The sequence below is a fragment of the Streptomyces sp. SCUT-3 genome, assembly GCF_014083985.1.
In the GTDB taxonomy this organism is placed as follows: Bacteria; Actinomycetota; Actinomycetes; order Streptomycetales; family Streptomycetaceae; genus Streptomyces_H; species Streptomyces_H thermolineatus.
On record NZ_CP046907.1, the window covers coordinates 85,906 to 111,938 of the forward strand.

General features: G+C 75.8%; 21 protein-coding genes and 3 pseudogenes. 8 read left to right on the plus strand and 16 right to left on the minus strand.

The genetic code is table 11. From position 1 onward, the window contains the following. Positions 1-366 precede the first annotated feature (366 nt). Positions 367-852, minus strand: coding sequence for a hypothetical protein (locus GQS52_RS00405; RefSeq protein WP_182311119.1), 486 nt, complete (start codon positions 850-852; stop codon positions 367-369). Positions 853-1,474: 622 nt separating this feature from the next. Here GQS52_RS00405 and GQS52_RS00410 point away from each other — a divergent pair. Then, entirely contained in the window at positions 1,475-1,666 is a 192-nt protein-coding gene (locus GQS52_RS00410; RefSeq protein ID WP_182311120.1) for a hypothetical protein, read from the plus strand. Positions 1,667-1,692: 26 nt separating this feature from the next. Here the strand turns inward: GQS52_RS00410 and GQS52_RS00415 are convergent, their stop codons facing one another. Next, positions 1,693-3,885 (minus strand): SpoIIE family protein phosphatase, encoded by a 2,193-nt coding sequence (locus tag GQS52_RS00415; RefSeq protein WP_182311121.1) that lies wholly within the window; start codon positions 3,883-3,885, stop codon positions 1,693-1,695. Between the two features lie 166 nt (positions 3,886-4,051). Beyond that, positions 4,052-4,528 (minus strand): macro domain-containing protein, encoded by a 477-nt coding sequence (locus GQS52_RS00420; RefSeq protein WP_182311122.1) that lies wholly within the window; start codon positions 4,526-4,528, stop codon positions 4,052-4,054. A 261-nt stretch (positions 4,529-4,789) separates the two neighbouring features. Here GQS52_RS00420 and GQS52_RS00425 point away from each other — a divergent pair, with 261 nt between their 5' ends. After that, positions 4,790-5,665, plus strand: a complete 876-nt coding sequence (locus GQS52_RS00425; protein WP_259370482.1) for a hypothetical protein — start codon at positions 4,790-4,792, stop codon at positions 5,663-5,665. A 92-nt stretch (positions 5,666-5,757) separates the two neighbouring features. On the opposite strand, the pseudogene GQS52_RS00430 reads toward GQS52_RS00425, so the two are convergent. The 3 genes and pseudogenes from GQS52_RS00430 to GQS52_RS00440 all read right to left on the minus strand — a co-directional run bounded on the left by GQS52_RS00430 (position 5,758) and on the right by GQS52_RS00440 (position 8,363). Further along, positions 5,758-6,764 (minus strand): annotated as a pseudogene (locus GQS52_RS00430) (NADP-dependent oxidoreductase). A gap of 340 nt (positions 6,765-7,104) precedes the next feature. Beyond that, positions 7,105-7,665 (minus strand): helix-turn-helix domain-containing protein, encoded by a 561-nt coding sequence (locus GQS52_RS00435; RefSeq protein ID WP_182311124.1) that lies wholly within the window; start codon positions 7,663-7,665, stop codon positions 7,105-7,107. A 2-nt stretch (positions 7,666-7,667) separates the two neighbouring features. After that, a complete protein-coding gene (locus GQS52_RS00440; RefSeq protein ID WP_182311125.1) occupies positions 7,668-8,363 on the minus strand; it encodes a type 1 glutamine amidotransferase domain-containing protein in 696 nt (231 codons plus the stop codon). Between the two features lie 146 nt (positions 8,364-8,509). Between GQS52_RS00440 and GQS52_RS00445 the strand changes: the two genes are divergently transcribed. Further along, positions 8,510-9,442, plus strand: coding sequence for a LysR family transcriptional regulator (locus tag GQS52_RS00445; RefSeq protein WP_182316127.1), 933 nt, complete (start codon positions 8,510-8,512; stop codon positions 9,440-9,442). 67 nt (positions 9,443-9,509) lie between these two features. On the opposite strand, the gene GQS52_RS00450 is transcribed toward GQS52_RS00445, so the two are convergent. Next, entirely contained in the window at positions 9,510-10,352 is an 843-nt protein-coding gene (locus GQS52_RS00450; RefSeq protein WP_259370483.1) for an alpha/beta hydrolase, read from the minus strand. 388 nt (positions 10,353-10,740) lie between these two features. Here GQS52_RS00450 and GQS52_RS00455 point away from each other — a divergent pair, with 388 nt between their 5' ends. Further along, complete coding sequence (locus tag GQS52_RS00455; RefSeq protein WP_182311127.1) at positions 10,741-11,916, plus strand: macrolide family glycosyltransferase; 1,176 nt, start codon at positions 10,741-10,743, stop codon at positions 11,914-11,916. 110 nt (positions 11,917-12,026) lie between these two features. Here GQS52_RS00455 and GQS52_RS00460 read toward each other — a convergent pair whose 3' ends face one another. From GQS52_RS00460 to GQS52_RS00470, 3 genes are all read right to left on the minus strand, one after another. Next, positions 12,027-12,431: a hypothetical protein gene (locus GQS52_RS00460; protein ID WP_182311128.1), complete on the minus strand. Its 405-nt coding sequence runs from the start codon at positions 12,429-12,431 to the stop codon at positions 12,027-12,029. 397 nt (positions 12,432-12,828) lie between these two features. Next, entirely contained in the window at positions 12,829-13,872 is a 1,044-nt protein-coding gene (locus GQS52_RS00465) for a ferritin family protein (RefSeq protein WP_259370484.1), read from the minus strand. 206 nt (positions 13,873-14,078) lie between these two features. Further along, complete coding sequence (locus GQS52_RS00470) at positions 14,079-14,225, minus strand: hypothetical protein (RefSeq protein ID WP_182311129.1); 147 nt, start codon at positions 14,223-14,225, stop codon at positions 14,079-14,081. Positions 14,226-14,506: 281 nt separating this feature from the next. Here GQS52_RS00470 and GQS52_RS00475 point away from each other — a divergent pair, with 281 nt between their 5' ends. From GQS52_RS00475 to GQS52_RS00490, 3 genes and pseudogenes are all read left to right on the plus strand, one after another. Beyond that, positions 14,507-15,886: a glutamate--cysteine ligase gene (locus tag GQS52_RS00475; RefSeq protein ID WP_182311130.1), complete on the plus strand. Its 1,380-nt coding sequence runs from the start codon at positions 14,507-14,509 to the stop codon at positions 15,884-15,886. Between the two features lie 423 nt (positions 15,887-16,309). Further along, positions 16,310-18,093 (plus strand): annotated as a pseudogene (locus tag GQS52_RS00480) (N-acetylglutaminylglutamine amidotransferase). Continuing rightward, a pseudogene (locus tag GQS52_RS00490) lies at positions 18,066-20,496 on the plus strand (prolyl oligopeptidase family serine peptidase). The pseudogenes GQS52_RS00480 and GQS52_RS00490 overlap by 28 nt, the downstream one beginning before the upstream one ends. A gap of 54 nt (positions 20,497-20,550) precedes the next feature. On the opposite strand, the gene GQS52_RS27165 reads toward GQS52_RS00490, so the two are convergent. The 6 genes from GQS52_RS27165 to GQS52_RS00515 form a co-directional block, all read right to left on the minus strand. Beyond that, positions 20,551-20,646, minus strand: a complete 96-nt coding sequence (locus GQS52_RS27165; RefSeq protein WP_259370485.1) for a DUF427 domain-containing protein — start codon at positions 20,644-20,646, stop codon at positions 20,551-20,553. Next, positions 20,610-20,912: a DUF427 domain-containing protein gene (locus tag GQS52_RS00495; protein ID WP_259370486.1), complete on the minus strand. Its 303-nt coding sequence runs from the start codon at positions 20,910-20,912 to the stop codon at positions 20,610-20,612. The genes GQS52_RS27165 and GQS52_RS00495 overlap by 37 nt, the downstream gene beginning before the upstream one ends. 269 nt (positions 20,913-21,181) lie before the next feature. Next, positions 21,182-22,387, minus strand: a complete 1,206-nt coding sequence (locus GQS52_RS27170; RefSeq protein ID WP_346268267.1) for an acyltransferase family protein — start codon at positions 22,385-22,387, stop codon at positions 21,182-21,184. Continuing rightward, positions 22,282-23,937: an AMP-binding protein gene (locus GQS52_RS27175; RefSeq protein ID WP_182311133.1), complete on the minus strand. Its 1,656-nt coding sequence runs from the start codon at positions 23,935-23,937 to the stop codon at positions 22,282-22,284. The genes GQS52_RS27170 and GQS52_RS27175 overlap by 106 nt, the downstream gene beginning before the upstream one ends. A gap of 229 nt (positions 23,938-24,166) precedes the next feature. Next, a complete protein-coding gene (locus GQS52_RS00510; protein ID WP_182311134.1) occupies positions 24,167-24,811 on the minus strand; it encodes a hypothetical protein in 645 nt (214 codons plus the stop codon). A gap of 84 nt (positions 24,812-24,895) precedes the next feature. Next, positions 24,896-25,102, minus strand: a complete 207-nt coding sequence (locus GQS52_RS00515) for a hypothetical protein (protein WP_182311135.1) — start codon at positions 25,100-25,102, stop codon at positions 24,896-24,898. Positions 25,103-25,349: 247 nt separating this feature from the next. Between GQS52_RS00515 and GQS52_RS00520 the strand changes: the two genes are divergently transcribed. Further along, complete coding sequence (locus tag GQS52_RS00520; RefSeq protein ID WP_182311136.1) at positions 25,350-25,874, plus strand: pyridoxamine 5'-phosphate oxidase family protein; 525 nt, start codon at positions 25,350-25,352, stop codon at positions 25,872-25,874. The last annotated feature ends 159 nt before the right edge of the window (positions 25,875-26,033 follow it).

Here is a 26,033-nt window from a genome sequence, read left to right on the forward strand (position 1 = left end):
GGTGCGCGGGGTACGGCGCGCGGGGTGCGGGGTGCGTCGGCTCGCGCCGCGGCGACCGGGATCCGCGGTCGCGCCGGCGGGGCCCGCGTCCGCCTGCGGCGGAGGTGGACGGGCACGTCCCTGCCCGTCCTCTGCGCCTTCGGGCCCTCCTCCGGGCGCACACGCGCGCCCTGGTCCGCCGGCGCCCTCCCGGACGCGGTGGCGGGCGGGGCCGAGGGGACCGGCTTTCAGGCTCGGAGATCTCGGGCCCGTGCCCGCCCGGCGGCGCCGAGCGGCCGTCGGGCAACCGGACGGGCGCGGGCAACCGGACGGGCGCGGGCAGGCAGGGCCGTGCCCGGGGCCGGAGGGCCGGGGGCTGCGTCGGGCCTAGACCTGAAGGACTGTCGAGTCTCTCGGTGGCGCGGGGTCAGCAGGGGCGTCGGCCGGAGGCCGGAGCGTGCGGGCCCGGTCGGGCGGGGGCGCGACGAACTGAAGGGGCGTCGGGCGGGGGACGGGGAGGTCGGCGCTCTGCTGGGGCTTGTCGGACAGGCAGTTCTGCGCCGCGTGGCCCGCCTCGCCGTCGTGGTGGCGCGGCGGGCCGGTCCGGTGCCGGCCGTCGGGGTGCGCGGCGTCCGCGTCGTGCACCGTGGTGTCCGCCGTGTCGTGTGCCGCGGTGTCCGCGTGAGCGGAGGCGGTGGCCGTTGCGGCCGTTGCGGCTGCGCCGGCGGCCACGTGGGTCGCGACGCTCTCGCCGCTCAGGCTGTGCGCGTACAGCAGTCCCAGCAGCAGCGTTCCCCACCACAGCAGGCGCAGTGGCCCTGCTGTCCCCGGGCGGGGGCGCAGCAGGCGGGGAGCCCGCCGGACCGTGATCATGCCGTGATCGTAACGTCCCTTTCCTCCCGTCACACGCGGATCACCCGAACAGTGAGTGAACTGTTCGGTGCGGAAAGTCACCGAATCCCTCCGCAGTCCGGGCGACGGCAGGTGAGGGTTCCGTCACCCACCGCCGCTGCGCCCCGGGGGCTTCCCGCCCTTCCGGCCGGTGCCGGAAGGATTTTCCCCGCGAGTTCCCGGGGCCGGCCGCCGACCCCCGCGGCAGGGCCGGCCGTGGAATCGGCGCAGGAACTTCCCTGCTGAGCAGGCGGGTTGTGTTGCGGGTGGTCGAACTGCCGGGCGGGGAGGCGGTCCTGTCGCATAGCATGGCCCGCCGCACGGGCCCCACCGTTCTCCCCCGGCCCTCAACGGCCGGGTGCCGCTTCGACCGCGCGCCGAAGGCGCCTGCGGACCGGGCCCTGCCCCCCGGAACGGACGGCGGCCGTCGAGGCGGCGCGGCCGCCCGTCCCCGCCTCGACGTGGTCCCGGCCCCTCGACGTGATCCCGTCGCCCTTCGACATGCTGGAGTTTCCTTTTGTCCTCCTTGCCCTCCTTGCCCTCCTCGTCCTCCGACCGAGGCACGTCACCGCGGCCGGTCGGCCGCGGAAGGCCGGGGTGCGGGGTGAGGGCGGCTTCCCCGTCCTCGGCTGCCGTGCTGGCGGCGCTGCTGGACCGGTCGCTGGTGCAGATCGCGGACGCCTCCGCGGACGCCCGGGGCTTCGACCGGGAGACCGTCCGCGCCGTGGCGGACGTGTGGGACAACAACACCTTCCCCCTGTTCGGCGCATTGTCCACGGGCGGGACTGCGGCCTGAGCCGGTACGGCCCGGGCCGGCCGGCGTCAGGCGGCGGTGATGACGAGGGCGGCGCGGTCGTCGTCGTTGGCCTCGCTGCCCTCGGTGAAGGCGCCGAGGGCGCGGGTGACGGCGTCCAGGGCCGCCCGGGCGGTGGTGGGCCGGGGCTCGCACGCGGCGAGGGCCGCGGCCAGCCCCCGCTCGTCGAAGAGCACGCCTGCGGCGGAGCGGGCCTCGGTGATGCCGTCGGTGACCGTAACGAGGCTGTCGCCCGGGCGGAGGACGACGCGTCCGGGGCGCAGCACGGGGTCGGGCGTGACGCCCAGGAGCATCCCGGGGACGTCCAGGATCTCGGTGGTGCCGTCCGCGCGGTGGCGCAGGGGCGGTGTGTGGCCGGCGCGGACGAAGTCGGCGGTGAGCAGACCACCGGTGCGCGCGAGTTCGCCGTAGACGAGGGTGACGAAACCGGTGCCCTGGTGGGGGGAGCGTTCCAGCAGGGCGGCGTTGACCGCCCGGGCGACGGCGACGGGATCGTTCAGGAGGCGGGCGGCGGCGCGGGCGGTGTGGCGGACCAGGCCGGTGGTGGTGGCCGCCAGGGCTCCGCGTCCGCAGACGTCTCCGACCATGAACGCCCAGCGGTCGTCGCCGCGTTCGAACACGTCGTAGAAGTCGCCGCCGATCTCCAGTCCCTCGCCGGCCGGCTCGTAGAAGGCGGCGAGGGTGGCGCCGGGGAGGGACGGCAGTTCGGGCAGGAGCAGGCCCGCCTGCAGGTCCCGGGCGAGCCGTACGCGCTGCGCGTACTGGCGGGCGTTGCGGGCGCTGGCGGCGGCTCGGCGGGCGAGTTCCTCGGCCAGGGCGACGGTGCGGCCGTCGGCGGGGCGCCCGGCGGTGGCCAGGAGGGTGAGGGTGCCCAGGATGCGGCCGCGGTCGGTGAGCGGGACGCACAGGTAGCCGGTGACGCCGAGCTCCTCCCACGGGCCGGGGCCGGCGGGGGCGCGGCGGCCGATCTCGGTGGTGCCGGAGGCCAGGACGCGGGCCACCGCGCCGTCGGCGTCCCCGGCCGGGGAGCGGGACGCCAGGAGGTCCTCCTGCGCGCGGGTGGGCGCCGCGGCGGCGACCCGGCGGACCCGTCCGGCCTGCAGCACGTCGACCGTGCACAGCGGGGCGAGCGCGGGGACCGCCAGCCGGGCGAGGCGCTGCAGGGTCTCGTCCACGTCGAGGTCGCGGGCCAGGACGGTGCTGGCCTCCAGGATGAAGGCGAGGTCCTGGCGGGCGGCCCGTTCCTTGGCCTCGGCCGCCGCGCGTGCCCGCTCGGCGCGGTGGCGTTCGACGGCCAGGGCCGCGGTGCGGGCGAAGACCGCGCTGAGCGCGAGGTCTTCCTCCTGGGGTGCGCGCGGGGCGCGGTGGTACATGGCGAAGGTGCCCAGGAGTTCGCCGTCCGCGGTCAGTATCGGCGTGGACCAGCAGGCGGCCAGGCCCGCCGCTTCCGCCAGGTTCCGGAAGTCCCGCCAGCGCGGGTCGGTGCGGATGTCGGTGACGACGACCGGTTCGCGCCGGTGGGCGGCGGCCCCGCACGAGCCGACGTCCTCGCCGACGGCGACGCCGTCGATGCCGCGGTTGTAGAAGTCCGGAAGGCTCGGGGCCACTCCGTGCCGCAGGTGGCGCCCGTCGGGGTCGGCCAGCAGGACCGAGACGATCACCCCCGGCGAGAGTTCCTCGATCGTGCGGGCCATGCCCTCCAGCACCTGCTCCAGGGGCTGGTCGCGGGCGATCTGCTCCAGCAGGGCGCGCTGCTCGGCGGCCAGCCGCTGGGAGCGCTTGACCTGCGTGGTCTCCACCCCGAGGACGGTGATGCCGACGACGTTGCCCGCCTCGTCGCGGCGGGGGTCGTAGGTGAAGTCGAAGAACGCCTCGCGGGCCGCCCCGTCGGCGCCCAGCACGACCCGGGCGTCCCCGGCGGTGTGCGGGCGGCCGGTGCGGTACACGGTGTCCATCAGGTCGATGAAGCCCTGGGCGGCCAGTTCCGGCATCAGTTCGCCGATCGGCCGCCCCGTCCGGCCGCCGTCGACGCCGACGGCCCTGAGGAACGCGGGGTTGGCCGTCTCCAGTACGTGCGCCGGCCCGGTCAGCAGGGCGAACACCGCGGTGGAGCGGCCGAACAGGGCCCGCAGGTCGTCCCCGCGCCAGCGTCCCCCGGCCGCCCCCGCGGGCAGCATCGGCGACTCCTGTGGTGCCGTCATCCTTCAGCCGCCTCTCTGGCCCCGCGCGTCGTCCGCCGGGTCGGGGACGACTCCCACGCTGCCACAGCCTTCCCCGGTTCCGGAAAGGGAGACCTCGGCGGGACGGGCCCGGCGGGAACGGCGGTCCGGCGGGTCCGGGGGGAACGGCGGCTGCGACCGGGGGCTCCTACCCGTGGTCGTAGACGGTGACGGCGACACCGCGGGCGCACAGGGTGCGTTCGACGATCGGCCCGATCAGCTCCCACCTGCCGCCGGCGAGGCCGCAGCCGATGCGGGGCATGTGCACGGAGGCTCCGTGGGCGAGTGCGTGGTCGGCGACGGTGCGCAGGCACTGCTCGACGGCGTCGTAGCGGATGGGCGGACCGCTGCTCCCGGTCTTCATGCCGTGCTGCGCGACCATGTTCGCGACCTGGACGTCGGGGCGGACGCGGACCAGCTGCACCGCCCCGAGGGCGAAGTCGTTGCCGGCGCGCCCGCGGTGCCACCGGCGGTACTCGCGTTCCGGTTCGGGCCAGCGGCGCGAGAGCGCGACGACGAACCCCCTGCCCCACCCGCCGCGGTCGTTGCAGATGTGCGCGATGATCTTCTGGCCCCCGGCCAGGGGGCAGGTCGCGTCCCCCGCGACGGTCTCCAGTGGTTCCACGGCTCCATGCTGGTCCGCCCGGCCCCGCTCGTCCAGCCGTTTCCGCCGGTGCGCGGGCGGGCGGCGGGCGGCGGGGGCCCAAGCACGGACGGCGCCCGGTCCTGCAGCAACTTCGGCCACAACCAAATCCGTTGTCGCCGGTCTCAGTAATCGGAAGACTCGTTCGGGGCCGGCGGCAAGGACGACGCCGGCGGCCGTTCCGCTTCATCGACCCCGGGGGGACCCATGACGCTCAGCATGCCCGGACGCGCTCTCACCCGCTTGACGGTCGTACTCGTGCTGGCCCTGGCGCTGGCGACCGGTACGACCGGGTGGTGGACGGGCGCCGTCGCACACGCCCGGACCGTCGAGTCCGGATCGCTCGACTTCGCCGGTGACGCCGGCGACTGGATCAGCGGTGGGCAGTCCTACTCCTACTCGACCACCTCGCAGGACCGCTTCGACGTCTCGGGCAGTGCGGACAACCGTGTCGTCTCCCTGTCGGTCGACGGGGCGAACGGCGACTGGTGGTACCTCGACCTCGCGGCACCGTCCGGCAGCACCCTGACGCCGGGCGAGTACACCGACGCGGCCCGGTACCCGTTCAACGAGGGTGACCGGCCCGGGCTCTCCCTGTCCGGCAACGGGCGCGGCTGCAACACCCTCACCGGCTCCTTCACCGTCCTGGACGTGGAGTTCGGGCCGAACGGGTACGTGCAGACGCTCCATGCCACGTTCGAGCAGCACTGCGAGGGGGGCACCGCCGCCCTGCGCGGCGAGGTGCGCGTCGGCAACCCCTCCCCGCCCGCAGAGCTCGGTCTCGGTCTCGACGTCGCGACGGACGGCGGGGCGAGCACGCTGAACGGCAACGCGACCGTGCACGGCACGGTCAGCTGCAACCAGCCGGTCCGGGTGACCGTTTCGGGCAGCGTCACGCAGGTGGCGAAGAAGACCCTCGTCAAGGGCTCGTACTCCACGGCGGTCTCCTGCGAGCCGGGCACCCCCGCCGCGTGGACGGCGGTCGCGGTCCCCTCCGGGAGCGCCCCGTTCATCAAGGGTGACGCGGAGGTCGCGGCACGCGCCTCCGCGACCGACCCGAACTACGGCGGAACCGTGACGGTCGACCGGACCGTGGCGGTCAGCCTCGACAAGGCCTGAGCCGCGCACGCGCACCGTCCCTGCGGGGCGGGCCGCCCCGGGACGGGGCCGGCCCGCCCCGCAGGCCCCGGGGGCGGGCGTCCGGCCGGCGGTCAGGCCAGTTCCAGCACCAGCTTGCCGGTGTTCTCGCCGCGGAAGAGCATCTGCAGGGTCTCGGGGAAGTCGTCCACGGTCCCTTGACCACGTGCTCCTTCACCTTGATCCGGCCCTCGCCGATCCAGCCGGCGATCTCCTGCGCGGCCTGCGCGTAGCGCTTGGCGTAGTCGAAGACGACGAAGCCCTCCATGCGGGCGCGGCGCACGAGCAGCGTCAGGTAGTTCGACGGGCCCTGGACCGGCGTCTCGTTGTTGTACTGGCTGATCGCGCCGCAGATCACGACGCGGGCGTGCATCGCCAGGCGGGTCAGGGCCGCGTCGAGGATCTCCCCTCCGACGTTGTCGAAGTAGACGTCGATGCCGTCGGGGGTCTGCTCGCGCAGCGCCCGCCTGATGTCGCCGGCGCGGTAGTCGATCGCCGCGTCGAAGCCGAGTTCGTCGGTCAGCAGGGCGCACTTCTCCGGTCCCCCGGCGATGCCCACGACCCGGCAGCCCTTGATCTTGGCGATCTGGCCGACCATGGTGCCGACCGCGCCGGCCGCGCCGGAGACCACGACGGTCTCGCCCTCCTTGAGGGCGCCGACGTCGAGCAGGCCGAAGTAGGCGGTCATGCCGGGCATGCCCAGCGCACCCAGACAGGTCGAGGGCGGGGCGAGGGAGGGGTCGATCTTCGTCGCGCCCCTGCCGTCGGAGACGACGTGCTCCTGGACCCCGAAGGTGCCCACCACGAAGTCGCCGGGGCTGTAGCCGGGGTGGTTGGAGGCGGTGACCTCGACCACCGATCCCGCGCGCATGACCTCGCCGATGCCGACGGGCGGCAGGTAGGAGGGGCGGTCGTCGAGCCAGCCGCGCATCGCGGGGTCCAGCGAGACGAAACGCGTCCGGCCGGCGAACTGCCCCTCCCCCGGCTCCTCGGCGGGCACTGCGGCGTGCTCCCAGTCCTCCGGCCGTACGTCGCCCACGGGGCGGGAGGCCAGGCGGATCTGGCGGTTGATCGCTGACATGAAGACTCCTGATCGCTGGTGACGCAGAGCAGCGTACCGACCAGTAGGTACGGGCCGTCGGTGATGCGCGTCACATCGTGCGGTGCGGCCGGGCGGCCGCGATGTCGTCGCCGTTCCCGGTCAGCAGCGCGCGCAGCCGTACGAGCTGCCGCTCGCGCCGGGCCGGGGATTTGGTGCACCCGGTGCAGAGGGCGGCGCGCAGGCGGCCCGCCGGGGCCGGGGCGCGCTCGGCGGTGAAGCCGGTGCCGGTGGGCGTGGTCGTGATCGTGGTCGCGGCCGCGCCGGCGGTCGTCGTCGCGGTCGCGTCCCGTCCTGTTCGGGCGGAAGGCGGAAGAGGGGATCAGCGGGTGGCGGCCGGGGCGCCGAGCAGTCCGGCCAGCAGGGCGTCCGCCGCCGGGTCGAGCAGCCGCTCGCCGTCGGGTGCGGACTCCAGGCCGAGGACGAGGGCGATGCAGATGTCGGCCGCCTGCGCGGGTCCGGCGGGCGCGGTGGTGCCGGCCTCGGCGAACACGCCGGTCAGCAGGTGCCGCAGCTCGTCGGTGAAGCCGTGGCAGATGTCGCCGAACAGGCGGGTCCTCTCGTCGAGGAGTTCGGCGGTGTGCGGGGAGTCCCCGGTCAGTTGCAGCACCAGGGCGAGTCTGGCCCCCAGGACGCCCTTGGCGCGGGCCGCGGGCGGGGCGTCCGCGGCCGCGGCCCGCCGGGCCCGCCCGAGCGCCCGGGCGTGCAGGCGCTCGGCGAGCCGGCGGAAGGCGTCGTCCTTGCCGCGGACGTACTGGTAGACCGCAGACCGGGACACCCCCATGGCGGTGGCGATGTCGTCCACCGTGGTGCGCCGCACGCCGTACCGGGTCAGGCACTCGTAGGCGGCGTCCAGGACCTCGGTGAGCCGGTCGGTGGCCATCGTCAGCCCAGCGCCTTGAGCAGTTCGGCGGCGAGCGGGGCGGAGGAGGCCGGGTTCTGGCCGGTGACGAGGTTGCGGTCGGTCACGACGTTCGGGGCCCAGGGCTCGCCCTCGACGTAGTCCGCGCCCAGCTCGACGAGGCGGTCCTGGAGCAGCCACTTCGCCCTGTCGGCGAAACCGGCCTGGGCCTCCTCGGCGTTGCTGAAGCCGGTCAGCCGGTAGCCGGCGAACGGCGAGCCGCCCTCCTCGCGCGCGGCGGCCAGCATCGCGGCCGGGGCGTGGCACACCACGCCCAGGGGCTTGCCGGACTCCAGGGCGGCGGTCAGCAGGCGGCCGGAGTCGGCGTTGACGGCCAGGTCCTCCATCGGGCCGTGGCCCCCGGGGTAGAACACGGCGTCGTAGTCGGCGAGGTCGACGTCCTCGAGCCGGACGGGCCGCTGCAGCTCCGCCGCGGAGTCGAGGACCTTCTCGATCCTGGCGGCGCCTTCCGGCCCGCCGTTGACCTCGGGGGCCAGGCTCGCCCTGTCGACGGTCGGCACGACGCCGCCGGGGGTGGCGACCACGACCTCGTGGCCCGCGTCCTTGAACGCCTCGTAGGGGACGGCGGCCTCCTCCGCCCAGAAGCCGGTCGGGTGCCGCGTGCCGTCCACCAGTGTCCAGTGGTCGGCCCCGGTCATCACGAACAGGATCCTTGCCATGATGGTGCTCTCCTTCCGGTGCACGCTCCGACGGATCGGGTCCGGAGCGTCAGTTCGTCGACAAGGCCGAACGTAGGCCGGGTCCGCCGCGGGGATCCAATAGGATCCTTGAGGTGAGGGATAGGAATTCCAATGGCGTGCGGGGAATGCCGCAGGGGGCGGAGAGCGTTCCGCCCGCGCCGGTGGACCTGTCCCTGCTGCGCACCTTCCTGGCCGTGCACCGGACCGGCTCCTTCACGGCCGCCGCGCCCCTGCTCGGCCTGTCCCAGCCGACCGTGACCACCCAGATCCGCTCGCTGGAGCGCCGCCTGGGCCGCCAGCTGTTCGACCGCCGGCCGCGCGGCGTGACGCCCACGCCCTTCGCCGACGAGCTCGCCCTGCAGGTCGCGGACCCGATCGACACCCTCGCGGCCGTCGCCGACCGCGGGCCGCTCGGCGGTGACGCGCCGCCGGAGCCGGTGCACCTGGCCGGGCCCGCCGAGTTCATCGGCTCCTGCGCCCTGCGCGCCCTGGCGCCGCTGATCGCGCGGGGCGTGCGGCTGCGGGTCGCCACGGGCCTGGCCGACGAGCTGCTCGACGGGCTGCGCGCCGGCCGGCACGACCTGGTGGTCTCGGCGCGGCGGCCCCGCGGCCGCGCCCTGACCGCCGTCCCGCTCGCGGACGAGGAGTTCGTGCTGGTCGCCTCGCCCGAGTGGGCCGGGCGCATCGGCCCGGACCGGGTCGCCGCGGACGGGCCCGCCGCCCTGCGCGGAGTGCCCCTGGTGACGTACTCGGAGGACCTGCCGATCGCACGCCGGTACTGGCGCCACGTCTTCGGGCAGCGCCTGACCGGGCAGCCCGCCCTGACCGTCCCCGACCTGCGCGCCGTGCTGACCGCCGTGGCCGCCGGGGCCGGCGTCACCGTCCTGCCCGGCTACCTGTGCCGGGCCGAGCTCGCCTCCGGCGCCCTGGTCGCGCTGCTGGAGCCGGAGGACCCGCCCATCAACACGGCCTACCTCGTCCAGCGCCCCGGCACCGCGGACAACCCGCACGTGGCGCTGGTCCGCGACCACCTGCGGCACGAGGCCCGCGGCTGGTGAGGAACCGGCCGGTGAGTGGTCCGCCGGCGGGCGGCGGGGGCCGGCGGGCGGGCGGCCCGCCGGGCCGTCAGCGCCCGGGGTGGGTTTGCAGGTGCTCCAGCAGCAGGCGGTCGAGCGCCTCCGGCGCCTCCTCGGGGATCCAGTGGCCGACGCCCGGGAGGGTCTCGAACCGGTAGGGGCCCTCCACCCAGTGCCCGGTCTTCCGCGCGGCGGCCGGGCCGAACGCCACGTCGTCGGTGCTCCACACGTACAGGACGGGCACGTCGACGGTGCCGATCGCGCCCTCGGGGCGGCCGGAGCGGTACCAGTTCAGCGCAGCGGTGAGGGCTCCCGGTTCCGACAGGTGCCGCAGGTACGCCTCCACGCTGCCCGGCGGGACCTTCTCCCCGTACAGGGCGCGGAGCCCCGCGGCGCCGTCGGCGAGCATGCGGTCCTCGGTCGCGGGCGTCTCGCGCCAGTCGCGCATGTACTGCGACTTCTCCTTCTGGTCCCGGTCGGTCCGCAGCGCCTCGGCCAGGGCCCCCGGGTGGGGGGTCGACACGACCGTCAGGGTGCGCAGGCGGGCGGGGTGGGCGGCGGCGGTCCACCAGGCGACCGCGCCGCCCCAGTCGTGGCCGGCCAGGTCGAAGGAGTCCCAGCCCAGTGCGTCGGCGATCGCGACGACGTCGCCCACCAGGGCGTCCATGCGGTAGTCGGCGGGCCGCTGCGGGCGGACCCCGGGCGAGTAGCCCCGCTGGTCGGGGGCCACCACCCGGTGGCCGCGGGCGGCCAGGGCCTCGATCTGGCGCTCCCAGGCCAGGCCCGTCTGGGGGAAGCCGTGCAGCAGCAGCACCGGACGCCCGCCGGGCGGTCCGGCCGCGATCGCGTCGAACACGCCCGCGGGGGTCGGGATACTCGTACGAACGGCCACGGCCCACCTCTTCATACCGACTGGTCGGTCAGCTTCCGGCGGAGGACGGGGTCCTGTCAAGTCCCGGGTCTCCGGACCGCCTTCCGGCGGCCGGCTCCCGGCGGCAGCCTCCCGTCCTCCGTCGGCCCTTCCCGGAGGCACGGGCGCGGCCGCCCGGGGCACCGCGATATTCGGTGGCGCCCCGGCGGCGGTGCCGCCTAGGCTCCGCCCCATGGCCTTCCGTCAGATCTACGGCTGACGCGCCGGGAACCGTCCCGGACCGTCCGAGCACTCCGCCGCCGACGCCCCGCTGCGCCGCCGCCGCGGCCCCGCGGTGCGCCCGCACGTGCGCACCGGACCGCCGCGCTCCCGCCCCCGCCGATCTGACCCGGAAAAGAGTGATTCCCCCATGTCCCGTCGCCGTGCCCATGTCGCGATGGTCGGCATCCCCGCGATCAGCCACGTCCTCCCGAGCATCGAGGTGATCCGCGAACTGGTCGCCCGCGGCCACCGGGTGACCTGCGCCAACGACCCGGCCGCGGCGGGCCCGATCACCGCCGCCGGCGCCGAGCTCCTCCCGTACGACTCCTCGCTGCCGGTCGCCGACAACGACTGGCCCGAGGACCCCGTCGCCGCGATGGGGGTCTTCCTCGACGACGCGATCCGGGCCCTGCCGCAGTTGCACGCCCTGTACGACGACGACCCGGCCGACCTGTACCTGTACGACATCGGCGCCTACGCCGCCCGCGCCCTCGCCGAGGCCCAGGGCCGCCCCCTCCTGCAGCTCTCCCCCACCTTCGTCGCCTGGGACGGCTACGAGGAGGAGGTCGGGGCGCAGCTGTGGCGGCTTCCGGGCGCCGAGGCGTTCCGGGCGAAGGCCGCCGCGTGGCTGGCCGGCTGCGGGGCGGTCACCACGGACGTGGGCGACTTCCTGGGCCGGCCCCCGCGGGCCCTGGCCCTGATCCCCCGTGCCATGCAGCCGAACGCGGACCGGGTCGACCCCGACGCGGTGACGTTCACCGGCCCCTGCCTCGGGCCGCGGACCGACCAGGGCACGTGGACGCGCCCGGCCGGCGCGGAGAAGGTGCTGCTGGTCTCCCTGGGTTCGGCGGCCACGCGGCAGCCGGAGTTCTACCGGCGCTGCCTGGCGGCCTACGGCGACCTGCCCGGCTGGCACGTCGTGCTCCAGATCGGCAAGTACGTCGCCCCGGCGGAGCTCGGCAGGATCCCGTCCAACGTCGAGGTGCACTCCTGGGTGCCGCAACTGGCGGTCCTGGAACAGGCGGACGCCTTCGTCACCCACGCGGGGATGGGGGGCAGCAGCGAGGGGCTGTTCACCGGCACCCCCATGATCGCCGTCCCCCAGGCCTCCGAACAGCCCCTCAACGCCGACCGCCTCGTGGAACTGGGGGTGGCGCGCCGCATCGACACCACGGACGCCACGCCCGGGGCCCTGCGGACCGCCCTGGCCGAACTGACCGGAGACCCGCGGGTCGCCCGCCGCTCGGCGCTGCTGCGCGAGCAGGTGCGGGCCGAGGGCGGCACGGCGCGCGCCGCGGACCTCGTCGAGGAGACGCTCGGCTGAGCCCGGGTACGCGTACGGGCGGGGCGGCGGCCGGTTTCCGGTCGCCGCCCCGCCCGTACGGTGCGCGAGGAGCCGGGGCCGGCCGCGCGGGCGGGCCGGCCCCGGCGGTGTCAGGAGCGGGGGGCCGGGGGCAGTACGAGGACCGTCACGCCCCGGTCCCGGTCGGCTCCGGCCGCGTCGAGCGCCTCGGCCAGGGCCGCGTACGGGTTCCGGCCGCGGGCGGCGCGGCCGCCGCCCTGCCGGGAGGGCCCGGTGGTGGCGTAGGTGTGCAGCAGGTCCTTGACCATGGTGCGGGTGTCGTCGCTGGCCGGGGCGTTGACCCCGGCGCGCTGCGCGGCGGCGGCCATGTCGGTGTCGGTGATCCGGTCGATGAGGCGGGGGTTGAGGTCGTCGCCGAACTCGGCGTAGAGGGCGAAGGCGACGGCGGTGGCCTTGCGCAGCCGGTTGTGGCGGATGCAGGTGGCACCCGGGGTGCCGACGGGATAGACGTGGCGGGCGGTCGGCAGCACGGTCACGACGGAGGTCCTCCTGGTGTCGTCCGGGAAGCGGGCGGGAATGCGTGCGGCGCGCGCCGCACGGGTGCGGCGGGGGTGGAACGGGACGGGTGCGGCGGGGGTGGAACGGGACGGGTGCGGCGGGGGTGGAACGGGACGGGTGCGGCGGGGGTACGGGGCCGCGGCCGGGCCCGGCGGATGACTGCGGCGGGCGGTTCGCAGAACCGTTCCAGCACTGTTCATTCTACTCCCAACAGCCCTTCTTTCCTACCCCTAAAGCGCCTCTGACCAGCCAAAACATCCTTCAGGGCATCAGTTTTCGCCGTTCACCGAAGAACCGCGCAAAGGACCGCGCGGGTCCGGCGTGCGTGCACGCCGGACCCGCGCGGTCCCGGAGGGGCGAGGGGTCCTCAGCGGATCACCCGGCTCGCTTCTCGGCACGCAGCTCCTGCTCGAAGGCGCGGGCGTGGCGGGCCTCGTCCGCGGCGGCGTCGGTGAACACCTCCGCGGCGCGGACGTCGCCGGCCTTGCGGGCGCGCTCGGCGAACTTCGGGTACATCACCCGGTGGGCATGGTGCTCGGCGGCGACGGAGGCCCTCAAGTTGTCGGCGGTGGTGCCCACCAGGCCGGCCTGCCGGGCCAGGCCGGCGAAGTGCTCGTTGAGTTCGACGTCGGCCAGGCCGGTGAACAGGGCGGCGACCTTGGCGTGGCCGTGGTCCTTGGCGTGTTGGGCGAACAGGGTGTAGGCGGCGTGCGCGAGAGCCTCGCCGTGCATGGCCCTGGCCAGGTTCTCCCGGGTGCGCGGGGAGGAGGCGAGCGGCATTCCTGCCGCGACGGTCTCGTGGCGGGCGGCCGACGCCGCGGGGACGTTCCCCTTGCCGGAGACGACGGCCTTCAGCGCGGCCGTAAGGGCCTTGCGGTGGTCGTTCTCGTCACGGGCGAGCTCGTCGAACAGCTCGGCGGCGGCCGTGTCGCCGTCACGGCGGGCCTGCTCGGCGAACTCCGGGTAGGAGGTGAGGGCCTCGGTGGTCTCGCCCTCGATCGCACGGCGCAGGTTGGACTCGTCGCTCCCGACGAGGTCGGCGAGGCCGGCTTCCCTCTTGAAGTGGTCGTTCAGCTCGTCCTCGGCGGTGTCGGCGAAGAGCTTGGCCGCGCGCGGCAGCTTCTCCCGCTCGGCCTGTTTGCCGAAGAAGCTGTAGGAGGCGTAGGCGAAGGCCTCCTCGCGCATCGAGGCCATCAGGTCTGCCACGGTACTCAGGGCGAGCACGCGGGAGGCGTCCTTTCCGGCCGCAGCATCCGTCCTGCCCGCCGCGCTCCCCTGCGTCCCGACGCCGGGCTTGACGGGGGAGGCGTCCTGCGGGGAACCGACGGGGGAGGAGAAGGCGGGCAGGGCGCCGCCGGCCATCGCGGCCGAGGCCACAACGAGGATCGCGAGCGCGCGAACCGATCGAACGTGCTGCATGCTGACTTCCTTTCCCGGCACCGCGACGGCGCCGGAACCGTGATGCCCCCGGCGGTACTCTCACCCGGTTGAGGAAAGTCATACGGCTACCTGCATACACCCCCGCGAAAGGGTGAAGCCGGTACGCCCGCCTGCTGCATCGCCCCAGGTCGCGCGGGAAGCCCGGGCGGCCAGGAGGCCGCGCCGGACGACGCGGGCCCCGTGCCTCACCGCCTCTTGCGCAGCCGGCTGAAGGCCTGCTTGGCCTGCTCCCGCTTCCTGGGATCGGAGGCCATCCTCCTGCCCTCCTCGGTCAGGCGGCGCCCCTGCGGGCTCCGCGCGAACTCCTTGATCCGGTTCATGATCCCGGGCACGGTCCATCCACTCCTCGACGTCGTCACCGCCCGGACGGCGGTGCGCTCTCGACCGTCCCCTACCCCGCAGAACGCGACAGGCACGCGACGGGCACCGGTTCCGCGCAGGTGTTCGGAGCGGTGGGCGGGCGGACCGGACGCACCTCCCGAAAAATCGCCGGACGTGTCCGGTGGTCTCCGGGGCAGGAGCGGCCGAGGCGGACCGCACGGCGCGGCCGCCCGGGGACAGGACGGCACCGTCGGCGTCCTGTCCCTCACGTGTCCTGTTGAGGAGAGTTCCTGTGCCCGTTTCGGTGGGAGTCGAAGAAGAGTTCCACGTCGTCGACGTGGAGAGCCGGATGCTGGTGCCGCGGGCCCGCGCGGTGCTGGACCGGCTGCCGGAGCACGGCTTCACCACCGAGCTCCAGCAGTCGATCGTCGAGGCCAACAGCGGGGTGCACGTCTCGCTCGACGCGCTCCACGCCGACCTCGCGGAGTCCCGGCGGGCGCTGGACGCGGCCGCCGCGCCGCTGGGCCTGGCCGCCGTCGCGGCCGGCACCGTGCCGCTGGCCCGCGCCGGCTCGGTGGACGCCACCCCCGACCCGCGCTACCGGCGCATGGTCGAGGAGTACCGCACGGTCGCCCACGAGCAGCTGATCTGCGGCGCACAGGTGCACGTCGACGTGCCCGACCGCGACACGGCGGTGCGGGCGATGTGCGCGGTGTCGCCGTGGCTGCCCGCCCTGCTGGCGCTGTCCGCCAGCTCTCCGTTCTGGTTCGGCTCCGACACCGGGTACGCCAGCTGGCGCACCCTGCTGTGGCAGCGCTGGCCCACCACCGGCCCGGCCGGCTGCTTCGGCTCGGCCGCCGAGTACGACGCGGCCGTGGCAGGCCTGGTTCGCTCGGGTGTGATCAGCGACCCGGGGATGGTCTACTACGACGTCCGCCCCTCGGCCCACCAGCAGACCCTGGAGCTGAGACTCTGCGACGCCTGCCCCCGCGCCGAGACCGTGGTGATGATCGCCGGGCTGTTCCGCGCCCTGGTGGTCGACGCCTGCGAGGCCGCGCCGGGGGACTGCGGCGGGGGGCGGGGCCGGCACGAGGGCCTGCGGGCGGCGAACTGGCGGGCCGCCAGGTCCGGGCTGGAGGGCGACCTGATCGATCCGGTCTCCGGGACGGCGGCGCCCGCGCCGCAGGTGGTGCGGTCGATGCTGGCCCGGCTGCGCCCGCGCCTGGAGGAGCTCGGCGACTGGGACGCCGTGTCGGAACTGGCCGAGGACGCCCTGGGCCGCGGCAGCGCCGCCCACCGCCTGCGGCGCGCGGCGGACGACGGCGGCCTGACGGCGGCCGTCGACCTGCTGGTCGACGAGACCCGCGGCGGCCGTGCCGAGGGCCGGCGGCCGCACCGCGGCGGCCCGTCCGCGAACCGCCGGCCGCGGCGCGGCCTGGCGGTGGCCCGCGGCGGCCTGCTCGGGAGCGGCGGGCAGGCCCCGGTACTGCCGGGAAGGCCCGCGGCAGTGCCCGCGACCGTGCCCGCGGCAGTGCCCGCGGCCGCGGGCGGTGCGGGCCGTCCGGGCACGGCCGCCGGCGGCCCGCACCCCCGGCCGAAGAAGCCGGCTCTGCCGCTCGGCAGGACCGTGCTCCCCCTGCACCGGGACGGCCAGGACCCCGTCCCCCGCTGACCGCTCCCGCCGGGACCGTCCCCCGCTGACCGCTCCCGCCGGGACCGTCCCCCGCTGACCGCTCCCGCCGGGACCGGCCCCCGCTGACCGCTCCCGCCGGGACCGTCCCCCGCTGACCGCTCCCGCCGGGACCGGCCCCCGCGGGCCGGTCCCGGCGGGCCGGTCCCGGCGGGGGCGGCGGCCACCGACCGCCGGCGGCGCGCGGCGGACCTGCGGATACGCGGACGCGGAGCGGGCAGGCGTCCCTGTGCGTCAGGGGCCCGGCCCGCCGCCTCCGCGCCCGCCCGCCGAGCGTCCCTGTCACCGATCGAACAAGGAGTGCACGCACATGCGCCACCACAGAGCCCCGTTCCCGTCCCGCCGGTCCGAGGCAGCCGCTTCCCCACCGCCCGCGGAACGGGCTCCGGCAGGAGGGGGTGCCGCATGTGCGGGCTGAGCGGGGAGATCCGCTTCGACGGCGGACGGCCCGACGTCGCGGCCGTGGAACGGATGACCGACCGGCTGGAGGCACGCGGGCCCGACGGCCGGGGCGTGTGGTCGCAGGGCGCGGTGGCGCTCGGCCACCGCCGGTTGAAGATCATCGACCTGTCGGAGCGCGGCGCCCAGCCGATGACCGACCCGCAGGGCCGGCTCACCGGCGTCTTCAACGGCTGCATCTACAACTACCAGGAGCTGCGCCGGGAGCTGGAGGACCTGGGCCACCGCTTCTTCTCCACCTCCGACACGGAGGTGCTGCTGAAGGCCTACCTCCAGTGGGGTGCCGGCTGCGTCGACCGCCTCTTCGGCATGTTCGCCTTCGCCGTGGTCGAGCAGGACACAGGCCGGGTGGTGCTGGCCCGTGACCGGCTGGGCATCAAGCCCCTGTACCTGACGGAGGACTCCCGCCGGCTGCGCTTCGCCTCCTCGCTGCCGGCCCTGCTGGCGGGCGGCGGCGTGGACACCTCGCTCGACCCGGTCGCCCTGCACCAGTACCTGAGCCTGCACGCGACGGTGGCCGCGCCGCGCACCGTGCTGGCCGGGGTGCGCAAGCTGCCCCCGGCGACCGTGCTGACCGTGGAGCCGGACGGCAGCCGCCACGACCACCGCTACTGGCAGCCGTCGTACACCCGCCGTCCCGAGCACGAGGGGATGGACGCCGCCGACTGGCGGGACGCGGTGCTGGAGTCGCTGCGCACCGCCGTGCGCCGGCGCATGGTCGCCGACGTGCCGGTGGGCGTGCTGCTGTCGGGCGGGCTGGACTCCAGCCTGATCGTGGCGCTGCTCGCCGAGGAGGGCCAGAAGGACCTGGCGACGTTCAGCGTCGGCTTCGAGTCGGAGGGCGGCGAGCAGGGCGACGAGTTCTCCTACTCCGACCTGGTCGCGCGGCGCTTCTCGACCGACCACCGCCAGATCATGGTCCCCTCGGACCGGCTGGCGAACGCCCTGGACAGGGCGGTGGCCGCCATGAGCGAGCCGATGATCAGCCACGACACGGTCGCCTTCCACCTGCTGTCGGAGCAGGTCTCCAAGGAGGTCAGGGTCGTCCAGAGCGGGCAGGGCGCCGACGAGGTCTTCGCCGGGTACCACTGGTACCCGGACCTGGCGGCGGTGCCGCGCGAGGAGGAGCCGGAGACGTACGCGCAGGTGTACTTCGACCGGCCGCACGCCGACCTCGCCCGGATGCTGCAGCCGCACGTCCTGGCGGACCACGACGCCTCCTCCGCCCTGGTGCGGGAGCACATGGCGGAGGACGGCGCCGAAACGGCGCTCGACGCGGCGCTGCGGCTGGACACCCACGTGATGCTGGTCGACGACCCGGTCAAGCGGGTCGACAACATGACCATGGACTGGGGCCTGGAGGCGCGGGTGCCGTTCCTGGACCACGAACTGGTGGAACTGGCCGCCGCCTGCCCCCCGAGCTCAAGCTCGCCCAGGACGGCAAGGGCGTGCTCAAGGACGCAGGCCGGCAGGTGCTGCCGCGCGAGGTCGTCGACCGGCCCAAGGGGTACTTCCCGGTGCCGGCGATCCGGCACATGGCGGGACCGGTGCTCGACCGGGTCCGCGAGGCCCTGTCGGCCCCCGAGGCCCGGGCCCGGGGGATCTTCCGGGAGTCGTACGTCTCCGAGCTCCTGGAGGCGCCCGACGCCCACCGCACCAAGCGCGGGGCGAACACCCTGTGGCAGGTAGCTTTGCTGGAGATATGGCTGCAGACGCACGGAATCCACTGACCGGGGCACGGGAGTCGCGGGCCGGTTCCGCGGCTCCCGCCACGCCCGCCTCCGCCACGCCCGCCTCCGCCGCGGCCACGTCCACGACGGCCGGGGCCTCCACGGCCGCGTCCACCGCGGCCGGGCTCCCGGGGCCGGGGCACGGTCCGTCCGGGTACGGCCCGGGCGGGCACGGCGGCCGCGTCCCCGCGACGGCCCCCGTCGCCGTGCCGCTGCCCGAGGTGCACGTGCGCCGGGACACCCCCGCGCCGGTGACCGCCCACGGCTGCTGGTACCCGGCGGCCGATCCCACCGGCCGGCAGGTCGCCTTCATCTGCAACCGCAGCGGCGTGCCGCAGCTGTGGACCGGGCCGGTGGACGGCAGCGAGGCCCGCCTGCTGGACCCGGGCCCCGACCCGGTGACGGAGGTGTCCTGGTCGCCCGACGGCCGCTGGATCGCCTACACCACCGCCCCGGGCGGTGGCGAGCACACCCGGGTGCTGTGCATCCGCCCCGACGGCACCGGCCGCCGGGTGCTGGGCGGCGCCGAACCGGGCAGCTCCGCCTACCCCGGGCGGTGGACGCGCGACGGCTCCGCCCTGGCCGTCACCGTCGCCGCCCCCGCCGTCCGCCCGTTCCCGGACGGCGGCACCGGGCACGCCCCGGGCGAACAGGCCGGCGCCCCGCCGGGCCCGCCCCCGCTGCCCCGTGCCGGGGCGCTCCCGCCCGGGTGGAGCCGCCGGGACGGGCACGCGGTGCTGCTCGGCGGCGTGCACCCCGGCGAGGTCGGGCGGGCCCGCACCCGGTGCTGCCAGTGGACGGCGCCCCGCCGCGGGGCGCCGCGCCGGGGATCGGCACGATCGCGACGCACCCCGCTCCCGGACCGCCCGCGCCGGTCCCGGGCCTCCTCGCCGGGCGGGACCCGGGGGCGGGCGCGGCGCCGGGGAGCGCGAGCTGGCCGCCTACCTGGCCGACCCCGACGGTGTGCGCTCCCCCGAACTGCTGGCCACCGAGGCCGGTGCCGCCACCTTGAGGGTGTGCGACACCACCGCGGACGGGCGGCTGGCGCTGCTGCGCCGCGGGCCCAGGGGCCGGCGCGAGGCGGTGGTGCTGCGCACCGCGAACCTGGAGACGGCGTGCGTGCTGCCGGTGGCCGACGGCGACCCGTGGATCGGGCGCTTCTCCCCCGACGGCCGCACCCTGTGGCTGCGCAGCGACGCCGACCGCGAGTTCGCGGCCCTGCTCGTCGCGGAGCTGGGGCCGGACGGGGACTGCCTGCGCCTGTCCGTGGCGGCCGAGCGGGACGGCGCGGACCTGGAGCTGCTGGCCGTCTCCGACGACGGCCGGTCGGCCGCCCTGGCGTGGAACGTGCAGGGCCGCAGCGAGCTGGAGACCGTCGCGCTGCCCGACGGGGCGGGGCGGGACGGCGTTCCGCTCCCCGCCGGACCCGTGCCGCTGCCGCACGAGGTGGTCACCCGGGTCGTCCCGGTGGAGCCCGGCGGCCCCGGGGGGCCCGGGGGCCTGCTGGCGGCCCTGTCCGGTTCCCGGCGCCGGCCCGGCGTGTGGCGGGCGCCCGGGGGCGGGCCCCCCGTCCGCACCGGCTGGTCCTCCCGCGACGAGGACGTGATCGCCTCGGGCCACCCGCCCGTGCGCCCCGAACCGGTGCGGCTGCGCGCCCGCGACGGCCTGCCGCTGGGCGGCTGGTACTACCGCGCGCCGGGTCGGGACCACGGCCGGCCGGCCCCGTGCGTGATCCACCTGCACGGCGGGCCGGAGGAGCAGGAGCGGCCGGTGTTCAACCCGCTCTACCACGAGCTGCTGGGCCGCGGCCTGGACGTCTTCGCGCCCGACGTGCGCGGGTCCTCCGGTTCGGGCCGGTCCTTCGTCGACGCCGACCTGGGCGCCGGGCGGTTCGCGGCGATCGACGACGTCGCCGACTGCGCGGCCCACGCGGTGGCGGCCGGACTCGCCGACCCCGGGCGGCTGGCGGTGATGGGCCGCTCCTACGGCGGCTACCTGACGCTGGCCTCCCTGGTGTGGCACCCGCACCTGTTCCGCACCGGCGTCGCGGTGTGCGGCATGTCGGACTTCGCGACGTTCTTCGCCGGCACCGAGCCGTGGATCGCGGAGTCGGCCGCCGCCAAGTACGGCCATCCCGAGCACGACCGGGAGCTGCTGCGCGCCCTGTCGCCGATGAGCCGCATCGAGGACCTGCGGGCGCCGCTGCTGGCCGTGCACGGCGAGCACGACACCAACGTGCCCTTCGGCGAGTCGGAGCAGGTGGTGCGGGCGGCCCGCGAGCACGGTGTCCCGGCCGAGCTGCTGGTGCTGCGCAACGAGGGGCACGAGTTCCTGCGCGAGGGCAACCGGCTGCTGTTCCGCCGCACCGCCGCGGAATGGCTGGAGCGGTACCTCAAGGGCTGAACCGCCGGCGGCGGCGCGCAGGCCGCGGCAGCCTGCCGGACCGCCGGCGGCCTGTCAGTTCCGGGAGACCGTGATCGTCGCCGCCTCGTCGTAGAAGGCCACGCAGTCCTTGATCAGGGCGACGCCCTCCAGCGGCTCCGGGTAGCCCACACCGCGTTCGCCCGGGTCTCGCCGGTGTCGCGGTCGACGAACGACCAGTACCTGGCGTCGCCCTTGAACGGGCAGTGGGTGCTCAGACCGGTGGGCTCCAGGAAGGTGAAGTCGACGTCCTCGACGGGCACGTAGAAGCGGGCGGGCAGCCCGGTCTCGGTCACCACGACCGGGTGGTCCGTCTCGGCGACGACCCTGCCGCCGATCTCCACCCTGACGTGCCGGTCCCCCGGTACGGCGTCCACTCGGTGCTGCGACTGGGGCACGGGTCCTCCTGAGCGGTGTCGGGAAAGGGACGTCCCGGCGGTACCGGTACCGACTGTACGTGCCCCCGGGCGCCCTCGCCGCGGTGTTCGCCGCGGGAGCCGCTTCGCGGCGGGCGGCGTGCCCGCGCGGGGCCGTGCCTCGGCACCCGTCACCGCCGGACGCCGGTGAACAGGGCGCCGCCCGGTGCCGGAGAGGCACCGGGCGGCGGTGGCGCGCGGGGAGCCGGTTCATCCGGTCCGGAACGCCGGGGCCCTTGCGACGTGCGGCGTCATTCCGTCCGGGGGGCCGGCGTCACGTCCGTCCGGTTCCGGACCAGGGAGGGGATCCGGCGCACCAGGCGCGTCGCCACGGCGGCGCAGGCGATGCCCGCGGCGAGCGAGGCGAGCAGCGCCAGCAGCGCGGAACGGTCCGCGAGGTGGGGGTAGACCTGCCAGTGCACCAGATAGATGTACAGGGAGCTGCTCGCCAGGACCCCCGCGGCGCGGTTGAGCACCCCCAGGCTCGGCAGGCTCGGCACCCAGATCAGCAGGACGAGCCCGGCCACGACGACCGCCTCCCGCTGCGGCTGGCCGAAGAACCCCGGGACGGTGGCCAGGACCGCGGCGGTCACCAGCAGCCGCTGCCACGCGCTGCTCGCCTTCGCCGCCGCCCAGCCCAGCGCGAACAGCCAGAAGACGACGACCGGCGTCAGGTGCGGGGCGCGCTGGTCGAAACCGGGTAGGTCGTAGCGGGTGACCAGGCCCAGTGCGGCGAGAGCCACGGGGAGGGCGAACGGGAACCGTCTCTCCGCCCGGTCCACCGCCGGGACGGCCAGGAGGGCGGTCACGACGACCAGGATGTGGACGACGGCCTCGACGAACCAGTAGTGCCAGTGCGTCCGGCCCTCGTAGGAGCCGAGGACCGTGTTGAGCAGGAAGACGTTCGCCACCTCGTACTTGTCGGTGACGAGCACCACCAGGGCGATCCAGACCGCGCTCGGCACGGCGATGCGCACGACGCTGTTCACGGCGTGCCGGACCCGCTCGCGGCGCCCCGCCGGGGTCAGGTGGAAGCGGGCGAAGTTGAAGCCCGCGAGGCCCAGCAGCACGTGGGCGCCGCCCTGCACCAGGAACAGCGGTATGTGGGAGCCGACGACGAGGACGATGGCGACGGCGCGCAGCGCGACACCGGTCTCCAGGACGCGCCGCCGGGTCGCGGGCCGCCGCGCGGGCGCCTGCGGGTCGCCTGCTGCCCCCGGGGTTTCCGCCGTTCCCCGGCCGCCCGCCGCCCCCCGGCTGCCTGCCGGTTCCGGGCGCGGCGCCGGCTCGAGGTCGCGTATCGGCAGGGTGTGCCAGTCGGCGGGCAGGTGCCCCAGCGCCTCCTCCAGCCTCAGCGACATCTCCACGTAGCACAGCGAGTCGCCGCCCAGGCCGACGAAGCTGCTGTCCTCGGTGACGTCGGTGCGGTCGAGGATCTCGGCGTAGAGCCGGCACAGCCCGGCCCGGTCGGCGGAAGCCCGCTCCCCCGGTTCCGGTTCCGGCCCCGGCCCCGGCCCCGGTTCCGGAGCAGGTTTCGCTCCCGGAGCCGGCGCGGGCGGCCGTGCTCCCCGGACGGCGCGGGGGCGCCTCCGTCCGCGGAGGCCAGCCGCCGCACGGCCCCGTAGTCGGGCTTGCCCGTGGGCAGCCGTGGCAGTTCGGGGAGGAGGTGGACGCGGACGGCCCGCCGGGGCAAACCGCACGCGTCCGCCACCGTCCGCCGGACCTGCTGGGCGTCCGCGTCGCCGGTGACGGCGACGAGGAGTTCCCCGTCGCCCCCGACGCAGTACGAGGTGATGCCGTGCCGTTCGAGCAGCACCTCGACCTGCTGCGGGTCGACGCGCAGGCCGAGGATCTTCGCGAACCGGCTGCGCCGTCCCACGATCTCGTACAGCCCGTCGGCCGCGCGGCGGGCGACGTCGCCGGTGCGCAGTTCCCGGACGGTGCGGCCCAGGCGCAGGTCGGCCGGGGTCTCGGCGTACCCCAGCATGACGTTGGGCCCCGTGTACACCAGCTCGCCCGTGCCGTCCTCGCCCGTGTCGCCCTCGCCGGGGCGGTCCGGCAGCGGCAGGAGGCGGAAGGAGCCCCCCGGCACGGGGACGCCGACGGCCTGCGGGCGGGACTCCGCCAGGTGCGGGGGCAGGTAGGCCATGCGCGCCGTGGCCTCCGTCTGGCCGTACATGACGAACAGGTCCCAGCCGTTGCGCCTGCCGGTGGCGGCGTACTCGGCCACGCGCTCCGGCGCCAGCCGGCCGCCGGCCTGGGTGACGTAGCGCAGGTGCGGCAGGTCCATACCGGCGAAACCGATGCGGTCGAGCAGGTCGAAGGTGTACGGGACGGCGGCGAACGTGGAGCCCCGGGCGCGGCGGAACAGTTCCCAGAAGCAGCCGTCGGCCACCGACAGGTCGGTGAGGACCAGCCCCGCGCCGCGCAGCAGGTGGCTGTTGATGACGGAGAGCCCGTAGCAGTAGTGCATGGGCAGGGTGGTGGCAGCGCGGTCGCCATCGCGTATGCCCAGGTACTCGGCGATGGACTCGGCGTTCGCCTGGAGGTTCTCGTGCGACAGGCGGACGAGCTTCGGCGACCCCGTCGAACCGGAGGTGCTCAGCAGCAGTGCGAGGTCGGGGTGGAGGTCGTGCGCGGAGACCGGGCGCCGCTCGCGGACCTCCCACTCCCCGCCGGACGGGAGCACCACGACGTCGGGGTCGTAGGCGGCGGTCAGCGACCGCACCGCCTCGTCGTTGTCGCCCGGGACCAGCAGGACCGGGTGGCCGGCGGCCAGCGCCGCGAGGTAGACGACGAGGGCGTCGGCGGTGTTGGCGCCGGCGAGCAGCACCAGCCGCCGTTCCTCGCCGAGGCGTTGCGCCGTGGCCGCCACCCGCGCGGCGAGCTCCCGGTAGGAGGTCTCGCCGTCACGGGTGACGAGGGCCGTCCGGTCACCGTGGGCCGCCAGGGCGCGGGCGAACGGGACCGTCTTGGTTCTGGGGAGCAGGTCGGGCGGATATGTCACCAGCGCATAGTAGGTAAGCCTTCCCTTATGAAGAAGTGAAAGTGTGCCGTCTCACCTTCGCGGACACCCCGGCCCCGCCGGCCGTCGGCGGAGCAGGGGCGGGGCCGGGGGCGAAGCCGGGACTGCGGAATCCGCCAACGGGCTTCCCGGTGGGGCAAGTCGGGCTCGGCCGGCCGGTGACCGGGCCCGCCGGACCGTCGGGGACGGCCCAGGGGGCGGCGGAAGTGGATCAGGGGGCGGCGAGGGCGCCCCCGCCCGGGAGGGGCCCCGCGTCCGTCTCCACCGTGGTGGTGACCCGCACGAGGGCGGGCGAGCGCGGGACCGAGCCGAACCCGAACCGCACGGGGGGATCGACCGGGGCGAGCGGGCCGAGGTCGCTGCCGTCGAAAGCGGCGGCGACCCCGGTCACCGGCCTCAGGTCCCGGGCTCCGTACCACTCCCGCCGCCCTCCGCCCGCACTCCCCCGGGTACGCACCCCGGGGAGCAGGCGGGCGGGGAGGTCCACCAGCGCCGCCCAGGCGGGGAGGGCGGCGAGCGGGCCGGGCACGGCGCGCAGCAGCAGCCCCAGCGGTCCGCGCCTGCCGACGGTGAAGCGCAGGTCCAGCGGGCCGGCCGCGACGGTCCAGACCGGGCCTGCCGCACCCACCACGACGGGGACGGTCCGCACCCGGTCGAAGCGGTAGGTGGCCGCGACGAAGTCCCCGGTCTCCCGGGTCGGGGCGAGCAGGAGGCGCTCCCCGTCCGCGTGCTCGACCATCACGTCGCTGAACGCCCCGAACGGCGACCGCGGCCAGTGCCCCAGCACCACCCTGGTGCCGGAGGCGGTCCCGATGCCGGCGATCCACCCGTCGAACCTCATCCGTGCGGCCCTCACGGTTCCAGGGTTCCCCGGACCGCGCGGAACAGGCAGGGCACGGAGCACGGCCGGCGACGGCTGCGCCCAGGAAGCCGCCGCGCGCTACAGCCGTGCAACCCGGCCGCGGCCCTTGTCCCGGTTCCGGCCGCGCCCGTGGCCGCGCCCGTGCCCCGGCTCGGCGTTCCCCCGCGCCGCCGCGCCGGCCGGCTCCACCGGGGGCGGCGGGGAGAACGGGTCCGTGACCGGTGCGGGCGCCGGTGCGGGCAGCGGCTCGGTGACGTCCGGGTCGGAGAACAGCGGCAGGGTCATTCGAGCACCTCTCGGGTCTGCCGCGGCCGCCTCCCGGAGGGGGAGGCGGCCGCAGTCGTGGAACAGCGCGCGGCCGCGTCCCCGGGAGGGACGCGCCCGCACCGGCATGTGCCCTACCCCGAACGGCGCGGTTCACCGCGGTGAACCGCGCGGCGTCCGCGCGGCGTTGCCCCGCGCACTGCACGGCCGACACCCGACGCCGGGAAACCTGACACAAGGTGTCCGGTTTCCGCGGTTCCCTGGGGGCATGGCAACGAACTGGTCGGAATTCCGCGCGGCGGAGCCCGTCTTCGCCCGAATCGTCGAGGAGCGGTTCCTGGGCCACCGGCACCACGTCCTCGCCACCCTGCGCAAGGACGGCTCCCCCCGGCTCACAGGACTGGAGGTGACCTTCCGCTCCGGCGAACTGTGGCTCGGCATGATGCAGGGCTCCCGCAAGGCCGGGGACCTGCGCCGCGACTCCCGCTTCGCGCTGCACGCGAATCCGGGCGGCGGCACCGGCATGGACGGCGGAGACGTGCGGGTCGCGGGACGCGCCGCCGAGGTGACCGACCCCGCGACGGTCGCCCGGTTCTCGCGGGAGGTCGGGCAGCCGGAGCCGTTCCACCTGTTCCGCGCCGAACTCGCGGAGGTGGTGCGCGTCTCGGTGGAGGGGGACGAACTGGTGGTGCAGGCGTGGCGCCCCGGCCGCGCCGTGCGCACCGTCCGCCGCGGCAGCGACGACGCCGTCCCCCGCGAAGAGGGCCGCGGCGAACCGGCCGGGCGCACCTGAGGACGGGACAGGGCGGGCCGGGCTCCCCGAGGACGTACCCGCGTCCGTCCGCACGACGCCCGGCGATCCGCTCGTCCGGCCGGTGCGATTCGCACGCGGGCCGCCCAGGGCCGGTCGCGGTGCGAGCGGCCCGGGGCGGGAGGCGGTCACCGGCCGGTC

Bases quoted from the DNA above. Each gene is read 5' to 3' on its own strand.
- GQS52_RS00435 (WP_182311124.1), bottom strand. From the start codon at position 7,665: ATGGCCACCGACCGGCTCACCGAGGTCCTGGACGCCGCCTACGAGTGC.
- GQS52_RS00515 (WP_182311135.1), bottom strand. From the start codon at position 25,102: ATGACCCTGCCGCTGTTCTCCGACCCGGACGTCACCGAGCCGCTGCCC.
- GQS52_RS00465 (WP_259370484.1), bottom strand. From the start codon at position 13,872: ATGCAGCACGTTCGATCGGTTCGCGCGCTCGCGATCCTCGTTGTGGCC.
- GQS52_RS00405 (WP_182311119.1), bottom strand. From the start codon at position 852: ATGATCACGGTCCGGCGGGCTCCCCGCCTGCTGCGCCCCCGCCCGGGG.
- GQS52_RS00455 (WP_182311127.1), top strand. From the start codon at position 10,741: ATGTCCCGTCGCCGTGCCCATGTCGCGATGGTCGGCATCCCCGCGATC.
- GQS52_RS00415 (WP_182311121.1), bottom strand. From the start codon at position 3,885: ATGACGGCACCACAGGAGTCGCCGATGCTGCCCGCGGGGGCGGCCGGG.
- GQS52_RS00445 (WP_182316127.1), top strand. From the start codon at position 8,510: ATGCCGCAGGGGGCGGAGAGCGTTCCGCCCGCGCCGGTGGACCTGTCC.
- GQS52_RS00440 (WP_182311125.1), bottom strand. From the start codon at position 8,363: ATGGCAAGGATCCTGTTCGTGATGACCGGGGCCGACCACTGGACACTG.
- GQS52_RS00520 (WP_182311136.1), top strand. From the start codon at position 25,350: ATGGCAACGAACTGGTCGGAATTCCGCGCGGCGGAGCCCGTCTTCGCC.